This window comes from Xanthomonas sp. NCPPB 3218, from assembly GCF_056725185.1.
This window is the reverse complement of the sequence record NZ_CM161516.1, coordinates 1,635,349-1,652,460: the sequence shown is the minus strand read 5'-3', so window position 1 is coordinate 1,652,460 and position 17,112 is coordinate 1,635,349. Positions and strand designations below refer to the sequence as shown.

Here is a 17,112-nt window from a genome sequence, read left to right as displayed (position 1 = left end):
CCCAATCCCGATTCGCCAATTGCGCCCGCCCGCTCAGCCGGCTATACTCCGCCGGCTGTTTTGCGTCTCTTGCGCATTGCGTCGTTCACGTCGGACGTCACCGACGAATTCACACCTGCCGCCGCCATCCGTGCCGGGGTGCCCCGCAAGGGGTTCGTCACGGAGGCGACAGGGAAGCCCAACCCCGGAATCGTTTGTGCGCATCCTTTCGCAAGGGCCCGCACATCCATGCGCGGACTCTTCAAAGTCCAGTCCGCGCACGTAGATTCCGCTATCAGGAGTTACTTCAATGCCCCAAGTCACCATGCGTCAGATGCTGGAAGCCGGCGTCCATTTCGGTCACCAGACCCGCTACTGGAACCCCAAGATGGCGCCGTACATCTTCGGCGCGCGCGGCAAGATCCACATCATCAACCTCGAGAAGACCGTTCCGCTCTTCAATGACGCGATGAACTTCCTCTCCTCGATCGCGCAGAAGCGTGGCACCGTGCTGTTCCTGGGCACCAAGCGCAGCGCGCGCGAGTCCATCAAGGAAGAAGCCGAGCGTTGCGGCATGCCGTTCATGACCCAGCGCTGGCTGGGCGGCACGCTGACCAACTTCCGTACCGTCAAGCAGTCGGTTGCCCGCCTGAAGGAACTGGAGTCGGCCGAGACCGACGGCACCTTCGACAAGCTGGTCAAGCACGAAGTGCTGGGCCTGCGTCGCGAGCGCGAGAAGCTGGACGCCTCGCTGGGCGGCATCAAGGAAATGAACCGTCTGCCCGACGCGATCTTCGTGATCGACATCGGCCATGAAGACATCGCCATCAAGGAAGCCAAGAAGCTCGGCATCCCGGTGATCGCAGTGGTCGACACCAACTACGACCCGGCCCTGGTCGACTACGCCATCCCGGGCAACGACGACGCCATCCGTGCCGTGCAGCTGTATGCACGTGCCGCCGCCGACGCCGTGCTGGAAGGCAAGGCTGCTGCGCCGAACTCCGCTTCGGTCCGCGAAGAAGAGTTCTCGGCCGAATCCGCCGACGAAGGCAAGGGCCGTCGCGCTCCGGCCAAGAAGGGCGACAAGAAGGCTGACGCACCGGCCGACGCTGCCGCTCCGGCTGCCGAGTAATCGGCCTGCAATGCGGCCGCACCATGCTGTGCGGCCGCAGCCCCGACGGGCCCAGCGCGGCCCGTCGCCGAGGCCACTGAACATTTCTACGGGGGCGGCCGGCCTGGCTGCGCCGTCTCCTACTGGCGGAACCCTCCGCCGCACGCATTCGTCCATATGAGGTAATTCCATGGAAATCACTGCTTCCCTGGTCAAGGAACTGCGCGAGCGCACCGGCGCCGGCATGATGGAGTGCAAGAAGGCACTCGTCGAAAACGCAGGCGACATCGACGCCGCTGCCGAATGGCTGCGCAAGTCGGGTCTGGCCAAGGCCGACAAGAAGGCTGACCGCGTTGCCGCCGAAGGCCGCATCGCCACCGCACAGGCCGGCGGCAAGGCCGTGCTGGTCGAAGTCAACTCCGAAACCGACTTCGTCGCCAAGGACGAGAACTTCCTGGCCTTCACCGAGACCGTGGCCACCGCCGCGCTGAACTCGGATGCCGCCGATGCCGAAGCGCTCAAGAGCGTCAAGCTCGACAGCGGCGAGACCATCGAAGAGCGTCGCGCCGCAGTCATCGCCAAGGTCGGCGAGAACCTGCAGGTGCGTCGCCTAGTCCGCATCGACAGCGCCAACAACGTCGCGGCCTACGTGCACGGTGGCCGCATCGGCGTGCTGGTCGAGCTGAAGGGTGGCGACATCGAGCTGGCACGCGGCATCGCCATGCACATCGCCGCGATGAACCCGCCGCACGTCAAGGCCTCCGATGTCCCGGCCGAGTTCGTTGCCAAGGAAAAGGAAATCGAACTGGCCAAGATGTCCGATAAGGACAAGGCCAAGCCGGCCGAGATCCTGGAAAAGATCATCAGCGGCAAGATCAGCAAGATCGTCAACGAAGTGACCCTGTACGGCCAGCCGTACGTGCTGAACACCGACCAGACCGTCGAGCAGGCCGTCAAGGCTGCCGGTGCCGAAGTGGTCGGCTTCCAGCGCCTGGCCGTTGGCGAGGGCATCGAGAAGGTGGTGGAAGACTACGCCGCCGAAGTGATGAAGCAGGCCGGCCTGGCCTGATCCTCGCCACTGCATAGAGAAAGCCGCGGCCTGCCGCGGCTTTTTTTTTGGGCCCGACACTGTCGCGCAGGCCCATGAAAGCGCGAAGCTGAAGCGAACGCATCCGCCGGGCCCGCGACCGGCCTCAACTCTACAGATGTCGTGGCGGTTGCCGCTAGAACTGGATGCCGACCAGGCTTTTCCGCCCCCATCGCGCACGCGTTGCCGCGCGGCGACGGCGGAGCATGGCGTGCCCCATTAACGAGCGCAGCGGTATGCTTGCGCCCACCGTCGGCGATGACCCATGCAACCAGATCTACAGGCCGCCCTGCACTACTGCCGCAACCTGCCATCGCCCCCGGGCGTTGCGCTGCGCGTCATCGAGCTGGCGCAGGACCCCGACGTGGACATGACCACCACGGCCAACGTCATCGGCATGGACATGGCCCTGAGCGCGCGCATGCTGCGGGTTGCCAATTCGCCGCTGTACGCCAGCCGCCGCCGCATCGACAACCTCGGCCAGGCACTGACCATGCTCGGCCTCAACGCGACCCTGAGCCTGGCGCTGGGGTTTTCGATGGTGCATGGCGTGCGCAGCACCTTTACCGCGCATCCGCTGCATGAGCGCATCTGGCGCCGCGCCGGCCTGTGTGCGCTGGCCAGTCGCATCCTCGGCCAGGCCTACGGCATCCGCAAACCCGAAGAACTCATGCTGGCCGGCCTGTTGCAGGACATCGGCAAGCTCGCCCTGCTGCAGGGCGCGCCCGAGCTGTATGCACCACTGCTGGAACAGGCGCCCGACAACGCCGCGCTGATCGAGGCCGAACGCGCGCATCTGGGCGCCACCCATGCCGAAGTCGGCGCCTGGCTCGCGCATCAATGGCAACTGCCGCCGTACCTGCAGAACGCCATCGCGCAGAGCGAGGAAGAGCCCGCCAGCCTGGAGCCGTTCATGGCCTGTGTCGCGCTGTCCGGACGCCTGGCGGACATCTGGCTGTCGGCCAGTGCCGTTGCCGCCACCGAGCACGCGCAGCGCCAGGCGCAGGACGTGCTGGAACTGGATGCCGAACGCTTCGAAAAGGTGATCGAACGCATCGCCGAGTCGCTGCCCGAACTGGAAGCCCTGTTCGACATCCGCGTGCCGCAGCCCGAGCACATCCAGATGATCTTCGAGCAGGCCCGCGAGCTGGCGATGCTGCGCAGCCTGCGCGAGCTGCAGGACGTGGCCGAAGCGCGCCGGCATGCCGACGAATCGGAAAACCGCATGCGCCATCTGGCCGAACAGGCCAGCCGCGATGCATTGACCGGCGTGTTCAACCGCCACCAGCTCGGCACCGCGCTCGCGCACGAGTTCGAGCTGGCATCGCGCCAGAACTGGCCACTGTCGATCGCCTTCATCGATCTGGACGACTTCAAGCGCGTCAACGATGCGCATGGCCATCTGGTCGGCGACGAGGTGCTGCGCAACTTCGCGCAGACGCTGCAGCGCATGGTGCGCACCAGCGACCTGGTCGCCCGCTATGGAGGCGAGGAATTCCTGGTGATCCTGCCCAACACCGCAGCCGAGGCGGCGTTGATGGTGGTCGAGCGCATCCTGGCCGAGACCGCACGCACGCCGATGGCGCAACTGCAGGGCGGCCCGCTGCACATCACCTTCTCGGCGGGACTGGCCACCCACGGCGGTGGCGACCGGCAGTTCGAGAGCATCGAGCATCTGCTGCAGGCCGCCGACAGCACGCTGTATCGCTCCAAACATCGCGGCCGCAACCGCGTCACCGCCTACGATGCGACCGACATGCCGACGCCGCAACCTCCGCGCGCGCACTGAGCAACGCATCACGGCATCGCCAACTACAGAATTTTTACCACGCGCGGTGACAGGCTTCCGCTAGACTTGCCGGCGTTTGCCGATCCCCCACACCGAGGTCTCCCCCATGTCTGAACTTGCCTATCGCCGCATTCTTCTCAAACTTTCCGGGGAGGCGCTGATGGGGGACGGGGATTACGGCATCGATCCCAAGGTCATCAACCGCCTCGCCCATGAAGTGATCGAAGCCCAGCAGGCCGGCGCGCAGGTCGCCCTGGTGATCGGCGGCGGCAACATCTTCCGCGGCGCCGGCCTGGCCGCCAGCGGCATGGACCGCGTCACCGGCGACCACATGGGCATGCTGGCCACCGTGATCAACGCGCTGGCGATGCAGGACGCGCTGGAAAAGCTCGGCGCCAAGGTGCGCGTGATGAGCGCGATCAAGATCAACGATGTCTGCGAGGACTTCATCCGCCGCCGCGCGATCCGCCATCTGGAAAAGGGCCGCATCGCGATCTTCGCCGCCGGTACCGGCAATCCGTTCTTCACCACCGACTCGGGCGCGGCACTGCGCGCGATCGAGATCGGCGCCGACCTGCTGCTCAAGGCAACCAAGGTCGACGGCGTGTACGACAAGGACCCGAAGAAGCATTCTGACGCAGTGCGTTACGACAGCCTGACCTACGACCAGGTCATCCTGCAGGGCCTGGAAGTGATGGACACCGCCGCCTTCGCGCTGGCGCGCGACAGCGACCTGCCGCTGCGCATCTTCGGCATGAGCGAGCCCGGGGTGCTGCTGCGCATCCTGCATGGCGAGCAGATCGGCACGTTGGTGCAGGGCCGGAGTTGAGGCCGGGAGTGGGGAATCGGGATTCGGGAATCGCAAAGGCGCGGTCCCGGAGACTGCGCTGACGCCTGACCGATGGCGATGCCGGGCGTGGAGTGGCACCCCAGGTGAACCGGCTGCGCAGGACTCTGCCGGCCGGCAAGTCTCAAAACGCAGTCCCGGCTATAATCTCCGGATTCAGCTCCACACGGATTCCGGCGATGCTCAACCAGATCAAACAAGACGCGCAGACGCGCATGACCAAGAGCATCGATGCTCTGCGCCATTCCCTGACCACCGTGCGCACCGGCCGCGCCTCTCCGGCGCTGCTGGACGGCATCAAGGTCAAGGCCTACGGCACCGACACCCCCCTCAACCAGGTCGCCAGCATCAGCGTCTCCGAAGGCCGCTCGCTGGTCATCAGCCTGTTCGACAAGGGCATGATCAAGGACGTGGAAAAGGCGATCTACGCCTCGGATCTGGGCCTGACCCCGACCGTGGTCGGCACCGTGATCCGTCTGAACCTGCCGCCGCTGACCGAGGAGCGCCGCAAGGAGCTCAGCAAGGCCGTGCATGGCGAGGGCGAAGACAGCAAGGTGGCCATCCGCAACATCCGTCGCGATGCCAACCAGCAGGTCAAGGACCTGCTCAAGGACAAGGCGGTCACCGAGGACGAGGCACGCAGCGCCGAAGACGACATCCAGAAGCTCACCGACAAGGCCATCAAGGATGTGGATGAGGTCGTCAAGGCCAAGGAACAGGAACTGATGACGGTCTGATCGTGGCATCGCCTGCCATGCATCCAGCACCTTCCGCTGCCGCCGTGCCGCGCCACATTGCCATCATCATGGATGGCAACGGGCGTTGGGCGCAGCGTCGGCGGCGTCCGCGCATGATCGGTCATCGCGCCGGCGCGCGTGCGGTCAATCGCACCATCGATTTCTGCCTGGAAAAAGGCGTCTCGGCGCTTACCCTGTTCGCGTTTTCCAGTGAAAACTGGGGCCGTCCGCAGGAGGAAGTCGATGCGCTGATGAAGCTGTTCCTGCATGCGCTCGATCGCGAGGTCGACGAACTGCAGCGGCGCGGCGTGCAGGTGCGCTTCATCGGCGATCGCAGCCGTTTCGCTACGCCGCTGCGCGAACGCATGGCCGCCGCCGAGCGCGTCACCGCCGCCAATGCGCGGCTGGTGCTGAGCATCGCCGCCAGCTATGGCGGCCGCCAGGACATTGCGCTGGCCGCGCGGGCATTGGCCGAAGAAGTGGCCGCCGGCCGCCTGCAGCCGCAGCAGATCGACGAAGCGCTGCTGGCCAGCCGCGTCGCGCTGGCCGATCTGCCGGCGCCGGACCTGTTCATCCGTACCGGCGGCGACACCCGCATCAGCAATTTCCTGCTGTGGCAGCTGGCTTATACCGAACTGTGGTTCACCGAAACCCTGTGGCCGGAGTTCGATGCCGGCGTACTGCAGCAGGCACTGGATGACTATGCCGGGCGCGAACGTCGCTTCGGCCTGACCAGCGCCCAGATCGCCGACAAGGCGACGGAGAGCTCCTCCGCATGACCAAGACCCGCGTGATTGCCGCGCTGATCATGGCGCCGCTCGCCATCTGCGCGATCGTGCTGCTGCCCACGCAATGGCTGGCGGCGCTGGCGGCGATCCTGTTCCTGACCGGCCTGTGGGAGTGGCTCAAGCTCTCCGGCATCGACGACAGCCTGCCGCGTACCGTGCTGCTGATGCTCAATCTGCTGCTGATGGTGCTGATGGTGTGGGCCTCGGCCGGCTCCATGGTGCTGTTCCAGATCGCCGCCCTGGTGGGGGTGGTCTGGTGGCTGCTGGCGCTGCTGTGGCTGCGCTTTTTCACCTTCGGTGCCGATCACGGCAACGGCCAGGCGCGCGCGCTCAAGCTCGCCGCCGGCACCCTGGCGGTCCTGCCGGCGTGGGCTGCGCTGGTGCTGCTGCACGCCAACCCGGACAAGGGCAACCTGTGGCTGCTGACCGCGCTGACCATGGTGTGGGCGGCCGATTCGGGCGCCTATTTCGCCGGCCGCGCGTTCGGCAAGCACAAGCTGGCGCCGCGGGTCAGCCCCAACAAGACCATCGAAGGCCTGCTCGGCGGCATGGTCGCCGGCATCGTGGTCGCCTGCGCATTCGGCTGGCTGGCCGGGCTGACCCTGGCGCACGTGCCGCAGCTGGTGCTGGTCTCGGCGGTGGCGGTGCTGGCCTCGGTGCTGGGCGATCTGTTCGAGAGCCTGCTCAAGCGCCACGCCGGCGCCAAGGACTCGGGTGCGGTGATTCCGGGCCATGGCGGCGTGCTGGATCGTATCGACGGCGTGCTCGCCGCCCTGCCGGTGTTCGCACTCGGCAAGGAAATTCTCGGATTCTAGGCATGGCTGGCTCCCCTCTCCGTCAGGTCGCCGTGTTCGGCGCTACCGGCTCGATCGGTGCGTCGGCACTGGATGTGATCGCCCGTCATCCGCAGCGGCTGCGCGCCAGCGTGCTGTCGGCCGGCAGCAAGGTCGACGAGCTGCTGGCGCTCTGCGTCACCCATCGCCCTGCGCACGCGGTGATCGCCGACCCATCCCTGTATCCGGCACTGCGCGACGGTCTGCGCGCGGCCGGATTGGCCACCCAGGCGCACGCCGGCTCCGACGCCCTGGACGCGCTGGCTGCCAGCGATGCCTGCGACACCGTGGTCGCGGCGATCGTGGGAGCGGCCGGCCTGCCCTCCACGCTTGCCGCGGCCCGCGCCGGCAAGCGCCTGCTGCTGGCCAACAAGGAATCGCTGGTACTGGCCGGCGAGCTGCTGACCCGCACCGCGGCGGCGGCCGGCGCCGAGATCATCCCGATCGACAGCGAACACAGCGCGATCTTCCAGTGTCTGCGGTCCTGCGACGCCAGTCGCGGCGTGCGCCGGGTGATCCTGACCGCGTCCGGCGGGCCGTTCCGCGGCTGGGACCGCGCCGTGCTGAGCGCTGTCACCCCCGCGCAGGCGGTCGCCCATCCCAAATGGTCGATGGGGCCGAAGATCTCGGTGGATTCGGCGACGCTGATGAACAAGGGCCTGGAAGTGATCGAAGCGCATCACCTGTTCGGCCTGCCCGGTGCGCAGATCGATGTGCTGGTGCACCCGCAGAGCCTGGTGCACTCGCTGGTGGAATTCGTCGACGGTTCCACCCTGGCCCAGCTGGGCCTGCCGGACATGCGCACCACGCTGGCGGTCGGCCTGGCGTGGCCGGAGCGGGTCGAGTCCGGGGTTGCCGGGCTGGACCTGCTGACCCAGGGGCGGCTGGATTTCGAGGCGCCGGACACCGCCGCATTTCCGTGCCTGCGCCTGGCCTGGGAGGCGCTGGAGGCCGGTGGAACCGCGCCTGCGATCCTGAACGCGGCCAATGAAGTGGCTGTTTCAGCGTTTCTTCAGGGCCAGGTGGGTTTCCTAGCGATTCCCGCGTTGGTCGAACACACACTGACAACGCTCCCACGGCACAATGCCGACTCCCTCGACACCCTGCTTTCTGCCGATGCGCAAGCGCGGCAGATCACCGAACGCGCCCTCGCCCATCACCGCCTTCATGCCTGATCGATTTACGCAGACGAGTTGCATCCATGGGTGATTTCATCGGTTCGGTCTGGTGGATGATCGTCAGCCTGGGCGTGTTGGTGACCTTCCACGAATTCGGCCACTTCTGGGTCGCGCGCCGCTGCGGCGTCAAGGTGCTGCGCTTTTCGGTGGGCTTCGGCAAACCCCTGTGGATGCGGCGCGACCGTCACGGCACCGAGTTCGTGGTGGCGGCCATCCCGCTGGGCGGCTATGTCAGGATGCTCGACGAGCGCGAAGGCGACGTGCATCCGGCCGAGCAGGACCAGGCCTTCAACCGCAAGACGGTATGGCAGCGCATCGCCATCGTGGCGGCCGGCCCGATCGCCAACCTGCTGCTGTGCATGGCGATGCTGTGGGCGATGTTCGTGGTCGGCAAACAGGATTACTCGGCCACCGTCGGCCGTGCCGATGGCCTGGCCGCCGAAGCCGGCCTGACCCCGGGCGAGCGCATCGTGCGCATCGATGGGCGCGATGTCAGCAGCTGGAGCGATGCCAGCATGCAGCTCACCACCGCGGCGATGGACAAGCGCGATATCCGCGTGCTGACCGCCACCGACGGCGCCGGCAACCGCGAGCACACGCTGCGGCTGTCGCAGCTGCCGGCCGGCTTTGACGAGCGCCGCGTGGCCTCGCTGGCCGGCATCGGCTGGCAGTTCATGCTGCAGCCGCCGGTGGTGGGCCAGGTGGTCGCCGGCTCCGCGGCGCAGGGGCTGCTGCAGCCGGGCGACCGCATCGTGGCCATCGACGGCCAGCCGATCCGCTCGGCCGACGAGATTCCGGCCCAGCTGCAGGCACTGGGCGCGCAGGGCGGTACCGGCATGATCGAGGTCGCGCGCGGCGAAGACCGGCTGGCGCTGGAAATCGCCCCGCGCCGGTCGCCGCAGGGCCAGTGGCTGCTGGGCGTGGGATTTGCGGCGGCGCAGGCGCCGGCCTACGACAGCCGCCAGCAGTACGGCGTGTTCGCCGCGGTGCCGGCGGCGATCCGTGAAACCGGCCGGATGACCGCCGATTCGCTGGGCATGATGAAGCGCATGCTGACCGGCCAGGCCTCGGTCAAGAACATCTCCGGACCGGTCACGATCTCGCGCGCGGCCAACGCCTCGGCCGAACGCGGGCTCGACTGGTTCCTGTATTTCCTCGGATTGCTGTCGCTCAGCCTGGCGATCATCAACCTGATGCCGATCCCGATCTTGGACGGTGGGCATCTGCTGTATTACCTTATCGAGTTGGTCAAGGGCAGCCCGATCAGCGAACGGGCCATGATTGCCGGGCAATATGTCGGCCTGGCGGTCCTGGCCGGGCTGATGGGACTGGCGTTCTACAACGACATCCTCGGCCTGGTTCCACGATGAAGCTGCTCCACTCTTTCCGCCTGTTGTCGTCGTCATACGTCGGCATCCAGCAACACCCGAAATCGACTCCAACCGGATGTGACATGACGCGTCTTCCCACTCGCCGCCTGCTTGCCCTCGCTCTTGCCGCCGGCCTCAGCCTGCCAGTCGTTGCCCTGGCCGCAGAGCCGTTCGTTGCCAGCGACATCCGCGTCGACGGCCTGCAGCGCATCGCCTCCGGCACCGTGTTCACCTATCTGCCGGTGAACCGCGGCGACACCGTGGACGATGCCAAGGTCGCCGACTCGATCCGTGCGCTGTACCGCACCGGCTTCTTCGAGGACGTGCAGCTGGATCGCCAGGGCAACATCCTGGTGATCACCGTGAAGGAGCGTCCGGCGATCAACAAGCTCACCGTGACCGGCAACAAGGACATCAAGTCCGAGGAGCTGCTCAAGGGCCTGGGCGACATCGGCCTGACCGAAGGCGGCACCTTCGATCGCCTGAGCCTGGACCGCGTGACCCAGGAACTGACCCGCCAGTACAACAACCGCGGCAAGTACAACGTCGAGATCACCCCGACGGTGAGCCCGCTGGACCGTAACCGCGTGGATGTGGCGATCGCGATCAAGGAAGGCAAGGCGGCCAAGATCCGCCACGTCAACCTGATCGGCACCGAGAAGTTCGCCAACGAGGACATCCTGGAGAACTGGGAGTCCAAGGAGCACAACTGGGCCTCGTGGTACCGCCGCGACGACCAGTACTCCAAGGAAAAGATGTCCGGCGACCTGGAGAAGCTCAACTCCTGGTACCTGGACCGCGGCTACGTGGACTTCAGCATCGACTCCACCCAGGTGTCGATCAGCCCCGACAAGCGCGACATGTTCGTCAGCGCCGGCGTCACCGAGGGCGAGCAGTACAAGATTTCCGAGATCAAGGTCACCGGCGACACCGTGCTGCCGCAGGCGGACATCGAGCGTCTGGTCATCCCCAAGGCCGGCGACATCTTCTCGCGTGCGCTGCTGGAGTACACCTCCGATGCGATCACCAACACGCTGAGCAACGTCGGTTACGCGTTCGCCAAGGTCAACCCGATCCCGACCCCGAACCGCGAGGACCGCACCGTTGCGGTGAACCTGCAGGTGGTGCCGGGCCCGCGCGTGACCGTGCGCCGCATCCTGTACAAGGGCAATAGCCGCACCTCCGATGAGGTGTTGCGCCGCGAAATGCGCCAGTTCGAAAATACCTGGTACTCGCAGGCGGCGATCGACCGTTCCAAGATCCGCCTGCAGCGCCTGGGCTACTTCGAGAGCGTGGACGTGGAAACGCCGGCGGTGCCGGGCAGCAACGACCAGGTCGACGTGGTCTACAACGTCAAGGAAACCACCTCCGGCAGCTTCGTGTTCGGCCTGGGTTATTCGCAGAGCTTCGGTGTGACCACCTCGGTGCAGTTGTCGCAGAACAACTTCCTCGGCGGCGGCAACCGGGTGGCGGTGGAAGCCTCGCGCAGTAGCTACCAGCAGCGCTACGCGTTCTCCTATACCAACCCGTTCTTTACCGACGACGGCGTGTCGCTGGGCTACAACCTGTCGTGGCGCTCGCTGGACTACTCGGACTTCAACACCGCGCAGTACAACAGCAAGAATGGCTCGGCGCAGGTGGTGTTCGGCGTGCCGATCACCGAGAACGACACCGTCTCGGCGATGGTCGGCATCGACAGCAACCAGATCAACACGTTCCAGGGCCAGACCCCGCAGGCGATCATCGACTACATCGATGCGGTCGGCACACGCACCTTCCATGCCTGGCGCACCGAGCTGGGTTGGGCACGCGACACCCGCAACGACTTCTTCATGCCGACCCGCGGCATGTACCAGCGCGTCGGCCTGGAGACTACCCTGCCCGGCTCCACGGTCGAGTACTACAAGCTCAACTACCAGATCTCCAACTATTGGCCGATCATCCCGGCGATCGTGTTGAACACCCGCTTCGAGCTGGGCTATGGCGACAGCTACGGCAATGACAGCACGCGCGTGGTGACCGACGCCAATGGCGTGTCGCGCACCATCACCGCCACCGGCCTGCCGTTCTACGAGAACTTCTACGCCGGCGGTACCAATTCGGTACGCGGCTTCGAGGACAACACGCTGGGTCCGCGTTCGGAACGGACGGTGAACTATTCGCGCGGCCAGCCGCTGGGTGGTTCGTTCAAGACCGTCGGTTCGGTGGAAATGTATTTCCCGAAGCTGTTCGACAGCCCGTCGGCACGCGTATCGGCGTTCTTCGACTTCGGTAACGTCTACAACGGCGTGGACAACTTCAAGGCCAACGAGCTGCGTGCGTCCACCGGCGTGGCGCTGTTGTGGCGCGCACCGGTCGGCCCCATCTCGATCAGCTACGCGTTCCCGCTGAAGAAGGAAGACAACGACGAGATCGAACGTCTGCAGTTCACCTTCGGCGGCCAGTTCTAACAGCCAACGGCAACAAAAAGGCGGCCCGCGCGTGCGGGCCGCCCGTGTATCGCAGGTGGAGTGTCGGCCGGTCAGAACCAGCTGTCGAACCAGGTGGACACGGTGTTGGACAGGCAGCTGGCGATGTCGCCGGCAGGCAGGCTGAGACACTGCAGCTGCTGCTCACCGATCGCCTTGCCCTGCTCGATATCGAAGGATTGGGCCGATGCACTCGCGACCGCGCCCATCATGACCAGACCACCAAGGATGGAAAGAACGGTTTTCATATGCTTGCTCCTGGATTCGCCGCTTGATTGCGACAGGACCCTAGATACGCAGGCTTTGTTGGGAACTGTTTAATGGTGTTTTTTCCCCGTTAAAGCGGCGCTCCCACATTTACAAGAGGTTCACCCCGATGCGCTTGACCGCCAGTGCAATTGCCGAACAATTTGGGTTGACCGTCGTTGGCGATGGCGCCGTCGAAGTCAGTGGCGTCGCCACCCTGGCGCATGCCGGCGCCGGGCAACTGAGCTTTTTGTCCAATCCGCGCTACCGGCCGCAACTGGGCCAGAGCCAGGCGGCCGTGGTGGTCCTGCGCGCCGACGATGCGGCGGATGCACGCGGCACCGCGCTGGTCGCCAAGGATCCCTATACCGCCTTTGCCAAGATCGCGGCCTTGTTCGACGTGGCGCCGGTGCGCGAACCGGGGATCCACCCTTCCGCGGTGATCGATCCCAGCGCACAGGTTTCGCCGAACGCCCACGTCGGCCCGTTCGTCAGCATCGGTGCGCGCAGCCGCGTGGGCGATGGCTGCGTGATCGGCACCGGCAGCATCATCGGCGAAGACTGCGTGGTCGAGGACGGCAGCGAGCTGCTCGCCCGCGTCACCCTGGTCACCCGGGTGCGCCTGGGCAAGCGCGTGCGTATCCATCCCGGTGCGGTGATCGGCGCCGACGGCTTCGGCCTGGCGATGGATGCCGGGCACTGGATCAAGGTCCCGCAACTGGGCGGCGTGGTGATCGGCGACGACTGCGAGATCGGCGCCAACACCTGCATCGACCGCGGTGCACTGGAAGACACCGTGCTGGAAGAAGACGTGCGCGTGGATAACCTGGTGCAGATCGCGCACAACTGCCACATCGGCGCGCATAGCGCCATCGCCGGCTGTACCGGGATCGCCGGCAGCGCCAAGATCGGTCGTTACTGCCTGCTCGGCGGGCATGTCGGCGTGGTCGGGCATCTGGAGATCTGCGACAAGGTGGTGATCACCGGCAAGTCGGTAGTGCGCAATTCCATCCATGAGCCGGGCGAGTATTCGTCCGGCACCCCTCTCACCGACAATCGCACGTGGCGCAAGAATGCCGCGCGCTTCAAACAACTCGATGTGCTGGCAAGGCGCATCCTGGCTGTGGGCAAGGAGAAAGAATGAGTCACCCCACTTACGAGCTGCCGATCGACGTCAACCAGATCCAGACGCTGATCCCGCACCGCTACCCGTTCCTGCTGATCGACCGGGTCATCGAGCTCGACCTGGATGCCAAGCGCATCGTCGGGCAGAAGAACGTCAGCATCAACGAGCCATTTTTTCAGGGCCATTTCCCCACCCGCCCGGTGATGCCCGGCGTGCTGATCATCGAGGCACTGGCGCAGGCCGGTGGCGTGATGACCCAGCTCGGCCTGGGGCGCGACGCGCTGTCCAAGCTGTTCTACATGGTCAAGGTCGACAACGCCCGCTTCAACAAGCAGGTGGTGCCGGGCGACGTGCTGATGCTGGAAGTGCAGATGAAGCGCCTGATCCGCAACATGGGATGCTATTACGGCGAGGCCAAGGTCAACGGCGAAGTCGTGGCCAGTGCCGAAGTCATGTGCGCCGGCGCCAAGGAATAACCGTTTTGGAGGTGAGACACGATGCGTGATCAAGCACCCTTGATTCATCCCACCGCCGTCATCGATCCGTCGGCGCAACTGGCCAGCGATGTGCGCGTGGGCGCGTTTTCGCTGATCGGCGCCGATGTGCAGATCGATGCGGGCACTGAGGTGGGGCCGCATTGCTCGATCCACGGCCCGACCCGGATCGGCCGCAACAACCGTTTCATCGGCCACGCCGCGATCGGCGGCGAACCGCAGGACAAGAAGTACGCCGGCGAGCGCACCGAACTGGTGATCGGCGACGGCAACGTGATCCGCGAATTCGTCACCATCAATCGCGGCACTGGTGGCGGCGGTGGCATCACCGTGGTTGGCAACGACAACTGGATGCTGGCCTACACCCACGTGGCGCACGACTGCCATGTCGGCAACCACTGCGTGTTCTCCAACAACACCACGCTGGCCGGCCACGTCACCGTGGGCGACTACGTGATCATCAGCGGCTTTGCCGGCGCGCATCAGTTCTGCCGGATCGGCGCGCACGCCTTCCTGGGCATGGGCGCGCTGACCAACGGCGACGTGCCGCCGTTCACCATGGTCGGCAGCGAATCGCTGGGCCGCCCGCGCGGCATCAACAGCGAAGGGCTCAAGCGGCGCGGCTTCGATGCCGAGCGCATCACTGCGATCAAGCGCGCCTACCGCACGCTATACGTCGCCGGCCTGCCGCTGGCCGAAGCCAAACTGCAACTGGCCGAACAGGCCAAGAGCAGCGAAGACGTGCGCGGACTACTCGAGTTCATCGAGGCGGCGGAAAGGCCGTTGTTGCGATGACGGCCGGGATTCGGGATTCGGGATTGGGGATGCAAAGCGTCCACACCACACCGGGCGAAGTCGTGCACGACGCGCTGGCCAATCCCCAATCCCCAATCCCCAATCTCCGCTCTCCACGCATTGCGCTGATCGCCGGCGAAGCCTCCGGCGACATCCTGGGTGCGGGCCTGATCGAACAGCTGCGGCGCCGCTATCCGGGTGCTGAATTCGTCGGCATCGGTGGCGATGCGATGCGTGGTGCCGGCTGCCAGACCTGGTTCGATGCCAGCGAACTGGCGGTGATGGGGCTGACCGAAGTGCTGCAGCATCTGCCGCGGCTGTTGAAGCTGCGCCGCGCCTTCCGCGAGCGGGTGCTGGCGTGGAAGCCGGACGTGTTCATCGGCATCGACGCACCCGATTTCAATCTGTCGGTCGAGCGCTGGCTCAAGCAGCGCGGCGTGCGCACCGTGCATTACGTCAGCCCGTCGGTCTGGGCCTGGCGCGAGAAGCGTGCGGAAAAGATCGGCGCCAGCGCCGACCTGGTGCTGTGCCTGTTTCCGATGGAACCGCCGATCTATGCCAGGCACGGCATCGATGCGCGCTTTGTCGGCCACCCGATGGCCGACGACATCGCCTACCAGGCCGATCGCGCAGCCGCACGCGCCAAGCTGGGCCTGTCCGCTTCCAGCACGGTGCTGGCGGTGTTGCCCGGCAGCCGGCATGGTGAAATCAGCAAGCTCGGCGATACCTTCTTCCAGGCGGCCTGGCTGGTGTCCGAGCACCTGCCCAACCTGCACGTGCTGGTGCCCGCGGCCAACCCCGGCTGCAAGCAGCTGCTGGCCGAACAGTTGTCGCGGTCGTCGCTGCCGGTGCTGCGTTCGCACCTGCTCGATGGCCAGGCGCGCACCGCGATGCTGGCCGCCGACGTGGTGCTGCTGGCGTCGGGCACCGCCACGCTGGAGGCGATGCTGGTCAAGCGCCCGATGGTGGTCGGCTACAAGGTCGCCCCGCTCACCTACCGCATCGTCAAGACGCTGGGCCTGCTCAAGGTCAACCGCTACGCGCTACCCAACATCCTGGCCAACGACGATCTCGCCCCCGAGCTGATGCAGGACGACTGCACCCCGGAACGGCTGTGCGTGGCCCTGCTGGACTGGTTCAAGCACCCGGAAAAGGTCGCCGCCCTGCAACCGCGCTATCTCGCCCTGCACGCCGAACTGCGCCGCGACGCATCGGCACGCGCAGCCGATGCGGTGGCTGGGCTGCTGGAGGGCCGGGATTCGGGAGTGGGGATTGGGGATTCGGCAGGAGCAAAAGCGTGAAGATCATCGCTGCGGGCGCTCAAGCCGAGGCGCGCCAGTCGCCCTTGTTCGGCCAATCCCAAATCCCGAATGCCGAATCCCGGCGTTTGATCGCCGGTGTCGACGAAGCGGGCCGCGGCCCGCTTGCCGGGCCGGTGGCGGTGGCGGCGGTGGTGTTCGACCCGAGCAAGCCGCGCATCAACGGGCTGGACGATTCCAAGCAGCTGAGCGCGCAGCGGCGCGAGCAGTTGTATGCGCGCATCGTCGATCGGGCGCTGGCGTGGTCGGTGGTGCTGATCGACAGCGAGGAGATCGACCGCATCAACATCTACCAGGCGACCATGCTGGGCATGCGGCGTGCGGTGGAGGGCGTGGCGCATGTGGCCGGGTTTGCGCGCATCGACGGCAACCGGGTGCCCAAGGGCCTGCCCTGCCCGGCCGAGGCATTGATCGGCGGCGATGCGCTCGATCGCGCCATCATGGCCGCCTCGATCGTGGCCAAGGTCACCCGCGACCGCCTGATGCACGCCCTGCACGCCCAGCATCCGGAATACCGCTTCGACCAGCACAAGGGCTACGCCACGCCAGTGCATCTGGCCGCGCTGCGCAGCCACGGACCCTGCCCGCAGCACCGCCGCAGCTTCGCCCCGGTGCGGCGTGCGTTGGGCATCGAGGCGACGCAGTCGCCGTGGGACGTGCCCTGCGCGGCCCCGGCCGATGACCTGCTGCTGGCCGACTGACCGACCGCCCTCCAGGTGAACCTGGAACGGTAATGGCGTCCTCCCATCGCTTGGCGCGCATGCCGCCGCTGCGGCCATGGCCTGGAGCGTCGCGTCCCGCACACGCAGCCCCGCACGCCTGCCGATCCGCGCAATCGCCACCGTCGCGCTGCGCGCAGCTAGCCAAAGCCTGAATCGGCCGCACCGCCCAGCCCCCGTGGCAGCTGGCCGCGGCCCTGCGCCGGCGCTGTCAAGCCTTGTTCGA

At 66.2% G+C, this 17,112-nt stretch carries 16 protein-coding genes; 15 read left to right on the top strand and 1 reads right to left on the bottom strand.

Annotated elements, in window-relative coordinates; genetic code table 11:
* Positions 1-289: 289 nt before the first annotated feature.
* The 10 genes from rpsB to bamA all read left to right on the top strand — a co-directional run bounded on the left by rpsB (position 290) and on the right by bamA (position 12,169).
* Positions 290-1,111 (top strand): 30S ribosomal protein S2, encoded by an 822-nt coding sequence (gene rpsB / locus AC1PLS_RS07175; protein WP_026064294.1) that lies wholly within the window; start codon positions 290-292, stop codon positions 1,109-1,111.
* Between the two features lie 169 nt (positions 1,112-1,280).
* On the top strand, positions 1,281-2,159 hold the full coding sequence (tsf, locus tag AC1PLS_RS07170) for a translation elongation factor Ts (protein ID WP_184434023.1): 879 nt from the start codon (positions 1,281-1,283) through the stop codon (positions 2,157-2,159).
* 283 nt (positions 2,160-2,442) lie between these two features.
* Positions 2,443-3,966: a sensor domain-containing diguanylate cyclase gene (locus AC1PLS_RS07165; RefSeq protein ID WP_024940373.1), complete on the top strand. Its 1,524-nt coding sequence runs from the start codon at positions 2,443-2,445 to the stop codon at positions 3,964-3,966.
* A 106-nt stretch (positions 3,967-4,072) separates the two neighbouring features.
* Positions 4,073-4,795, top strand: coding sequence for a UMP kinase (pyrH, locus tag AC1PLS_RS07160; protein WP_024940374.1), 723 nt, complete (start codon positions 4,073-4,075; stop codon positions 4,793-4,795).
* 197 nt (positions 4,796-4,992) lie between these two features.
* Positions 4,993-5,550, top strand: a complete 558-nt coding sequence (frr, locus tag AC1PLS_RS07155) for a ribosome recycling factor (protein ID WP_016902392.1) — start codon at positions 4,993-4,995, stop codon at positions 5,548-5,550.
* A gap of 17 nt (positions 5,551-5,567) precedes the next feature.
* Positions 5,568-6,329, top strand: coding sequence for a polyprenyl diphosphate synthase (uppS, locus tag AC1PLS_RS07150; protein WP_024940375.1), 762 nt, complete (start codon positions 5,568-5,570; stop codon positions 6,327-6,329).
* On the top strand, positions 6,326-7,153 hold the full coding sequence (locus AC1PLS_RS07145; protein WP_016902394.1) for a phosphatidate cytidylyltransferase: 828 nt from the start codon (positions 6,326-6,328) through the stop codon (positions 7,151-7,153). Before uppS ends, AC1PLS_RS07145 begins: the two co-directional genes overlap by 4 nt.
* 2 nt (positions 7,154-7,155) lie before the next feature.
* Positions 7,156-8,346, top strand: coding sequence for a 1-deoxy-D-xylulose-5-phosphate reductoisomerase (locus AC1PLS_RS07140; protein WP_184434021.1), 1,191 nt, complete (start codon positions 7,156-7,158; stop codon positions 8,344-8,346).
* Positions 8,347-8,372: 26 nt separating this feature from the next.
* Positions 8,373-9,719 carry an RIP metalloprotease RseP gene (gene rseP / locus AC1PLS_RS07135; protein ID WP_481104305.1) on the top strand — a complete coding sequence of 449 codons (1,347 nt, stop codon included), beginning with the start codon at positions 8,373-8,375 and terminating at the stop codon, positions 9,717-9,719.
* An 83-nt stretch (positions 9,720-9,802) separates the two neighbouring features.
* Positions 9,803-12,169: an outer membrane protein assembly factor BamA gene (gene bamA / locus AC1PLS_RS07130; RefSeq protein ID WP_481104304.1), complete on the top strand. Its 2,367-nt coding sequence runs from the start codon at positions 9,803-9,805 to the stop codon at positions 12,167-12,169.
* A gap of 71 nt (positions 12,170-12,240) precedes the next feature.
* Here the strand turns inward: bamA and AC1PLS_RS07125 are convergent, their stop codons facing one another.
* Positions 12,241-12,435 (bottom strand): hypothetical protein, encoded by a 195-nt coding sequence (locus AC1PLS_RS07125; protein WP_046342163.1) that lies wholly within the window; start codon positions 12,433-12,435, stop codon positions 12,241-12,243.
* Positions 12,436-12,563: 128 nt separating this feature from the next.
* On the opposite strand from AC1PLS_RS07125, the gene lpxD reads away from it, so the two are divergent.
* Genes lpxD through AC1PLS_RS07100 form a run of 5 tightly spaced genes read left to right on the top strand, consistent with a single transcriptional unit; the run spans position 12,564 to position 16,868 of the window.
* Positions 12,564-13,577, top strand: a complete 1,014-nt coding sequence (gene lpxD / locus AC1PLS_RS07120; RefSeq protein ID WP_046342162.1) for a UDP-3-O-(3-hydroxymyristoyl)glucosamine N-acyltransferase — start codon at positions 12,564-12,566, stop codon at positions 13,575-13,577.
* A complete protein-coding gene (fabZ, locus tag AC1PLS_RS07115) occupies positions 13,574-14,035 on the top strand; it encodes a 3-hydroxyacyl-ACP dehydratase FabZ (protein WP_016902400.1) in 462 nt (153 codons plus the stop codon). The genes lpxD and fabZ overlap by 4 nt, the downstream gene beginning before the upstream one ends.
* 21 nt (positions 14,036-14,056) lie before the next feature.
* Positions 14,057-14,848, top strand: coding sequence for an acyl-ACP--UDP-N-acetylglucosamine O-acyltransferase (gene lpxA, locus AC1PLS_RS07110; protein ID WP_054591616.1), 792 nt, complete (start codon positions 14,057-14,059; stop codon positions 14,846-14,848).
* A gap of 29 nt (positions 14,849-14,877) precedes the next feature.
* Positions 14,878-16,149, top strand: a complete 1,272-nt coding sequence (gene lpxB, locus AC1PLS_RS07105; RefSeq protein ID WP_065031796.1) for a lipid-A-disaccharide synthase — start codon at positions 14,878-14,880, stop codon at positions 16,147-16,149.
* A complete protein-coding gene (locus tag AC1PLS_RS07100; RefSeq protein ID WP_065031797.1) occupies positions 16,146-16,868 on the top strand; it encodes a ribonuclease HII in 723 nt (240 codons plus the stop codon). The genes lpxB and AC1PLS_RS07100 overlap by 4 nt, the downstream gene beginning before the upstream one ends.
* Positions 16,869-17,112: the final 244 nt, after the last annotated feature.

Bases quoted from the DNA above. Each gene is read 5' to 3' on its own strand.
- rpsB (WP_026064294.1), top strand. From the start codon at position 290: ATGCCCCAAGTCACCATGCGTCAGATGCTGGAAGCCGGCGTCCATTTC.
- tsf (WP_184434023.1), top strand. From the start codon at position 1,281: ATGGAAATCACTGCTTCCCTGGTCAAGGAACTGCGCGAGCGCACCGGC.
- AC1PLS_RS07165 (WP_024940373.1), top strand. From the start codon at position 2,443: ATGCAACCAGATCTACAGGCCGCCCTGCACTACTGCCGCAACCTGCCA.
- pyrH (WP_024940374.1), top strand. From the start codon at position 4,073: ATGTCTGAACTTGCCTATCGCCGCATTCTTCTCAAACTTTCCGGGGAG.
- frr (WP_016902392.1), top strand. From the start codon at position 4,993: ATGCTCAACCAGATCAAACAAGACGCGCAGACGCGCATGACCAAGAGC.
- uppS (WP_024940375.1), top strand. From the start codon at position 5,568: ATGCATCCAGCACCTTCCGCTGCCGCCGTGCCGCGCCACATTGCCATC.
- AC1PLS_RS07145 (WP_016902394.1), top strand. From the start codon at position 6,326: ATGACCAAGACCCGCGTGATTGCCGCGCTGATCATGGCGCCGCTCGCC.
- AC1PLS_RS07140 (WP_184434021.1), top strand. From the start codon at position 7,156: ATGGCTGGCTCCCCTCTCCGTCAGGTCGCCGTGTTCGGCGCTACCGGC.
- rseP (WP_481104305.1), top strand. From the start codon at position 8,373: ATGGGTGATTTCATCGGTTCGGTCTGGTGGATGATCGTCAGCCTGGGC.
- bamA (WP_481104304.1), top strand. From the start codon at position 9,803: ATGACGCGTCTTCCCACTCGCCGCCTGCTTGCCCTCGCTCTTGCCGCC.
- AC1PLS_RS07125 (WP_046342163.1), bottom strand. From the start codon at position 12,435: ATGAAAACCGTTCTTTCCATCCTTGGTGGTCTGGTCATGATGGGCGCG.
- lpxD (WP_046342162.1), top strand. From the start codon at position 12,564: ATGCGCTTGACCGCCAGTGCAATTGCCGAACAATTTGGGTTGACCGTC.
- fabZ (WP_016902400.1), top strand. From the start codon at position 13,574: ATGAGTCACCCCACTTACGAGCTGCCGATCGACGTCAACCAGATCCAG.
- lpxA (WP_054591616.1), top strand. From the start codon at position 14,057: ATGCGTGATCAAGCACCCTTGATTCATCCCACCGCCGTCATCGATCCG.
- lpxB (WP_065031796.1), top strand. From the start codon at position 14,878: ATGCAAAGCGTCCACACCACACCGGGCGAAGTCGTGCACGACGCGCTG.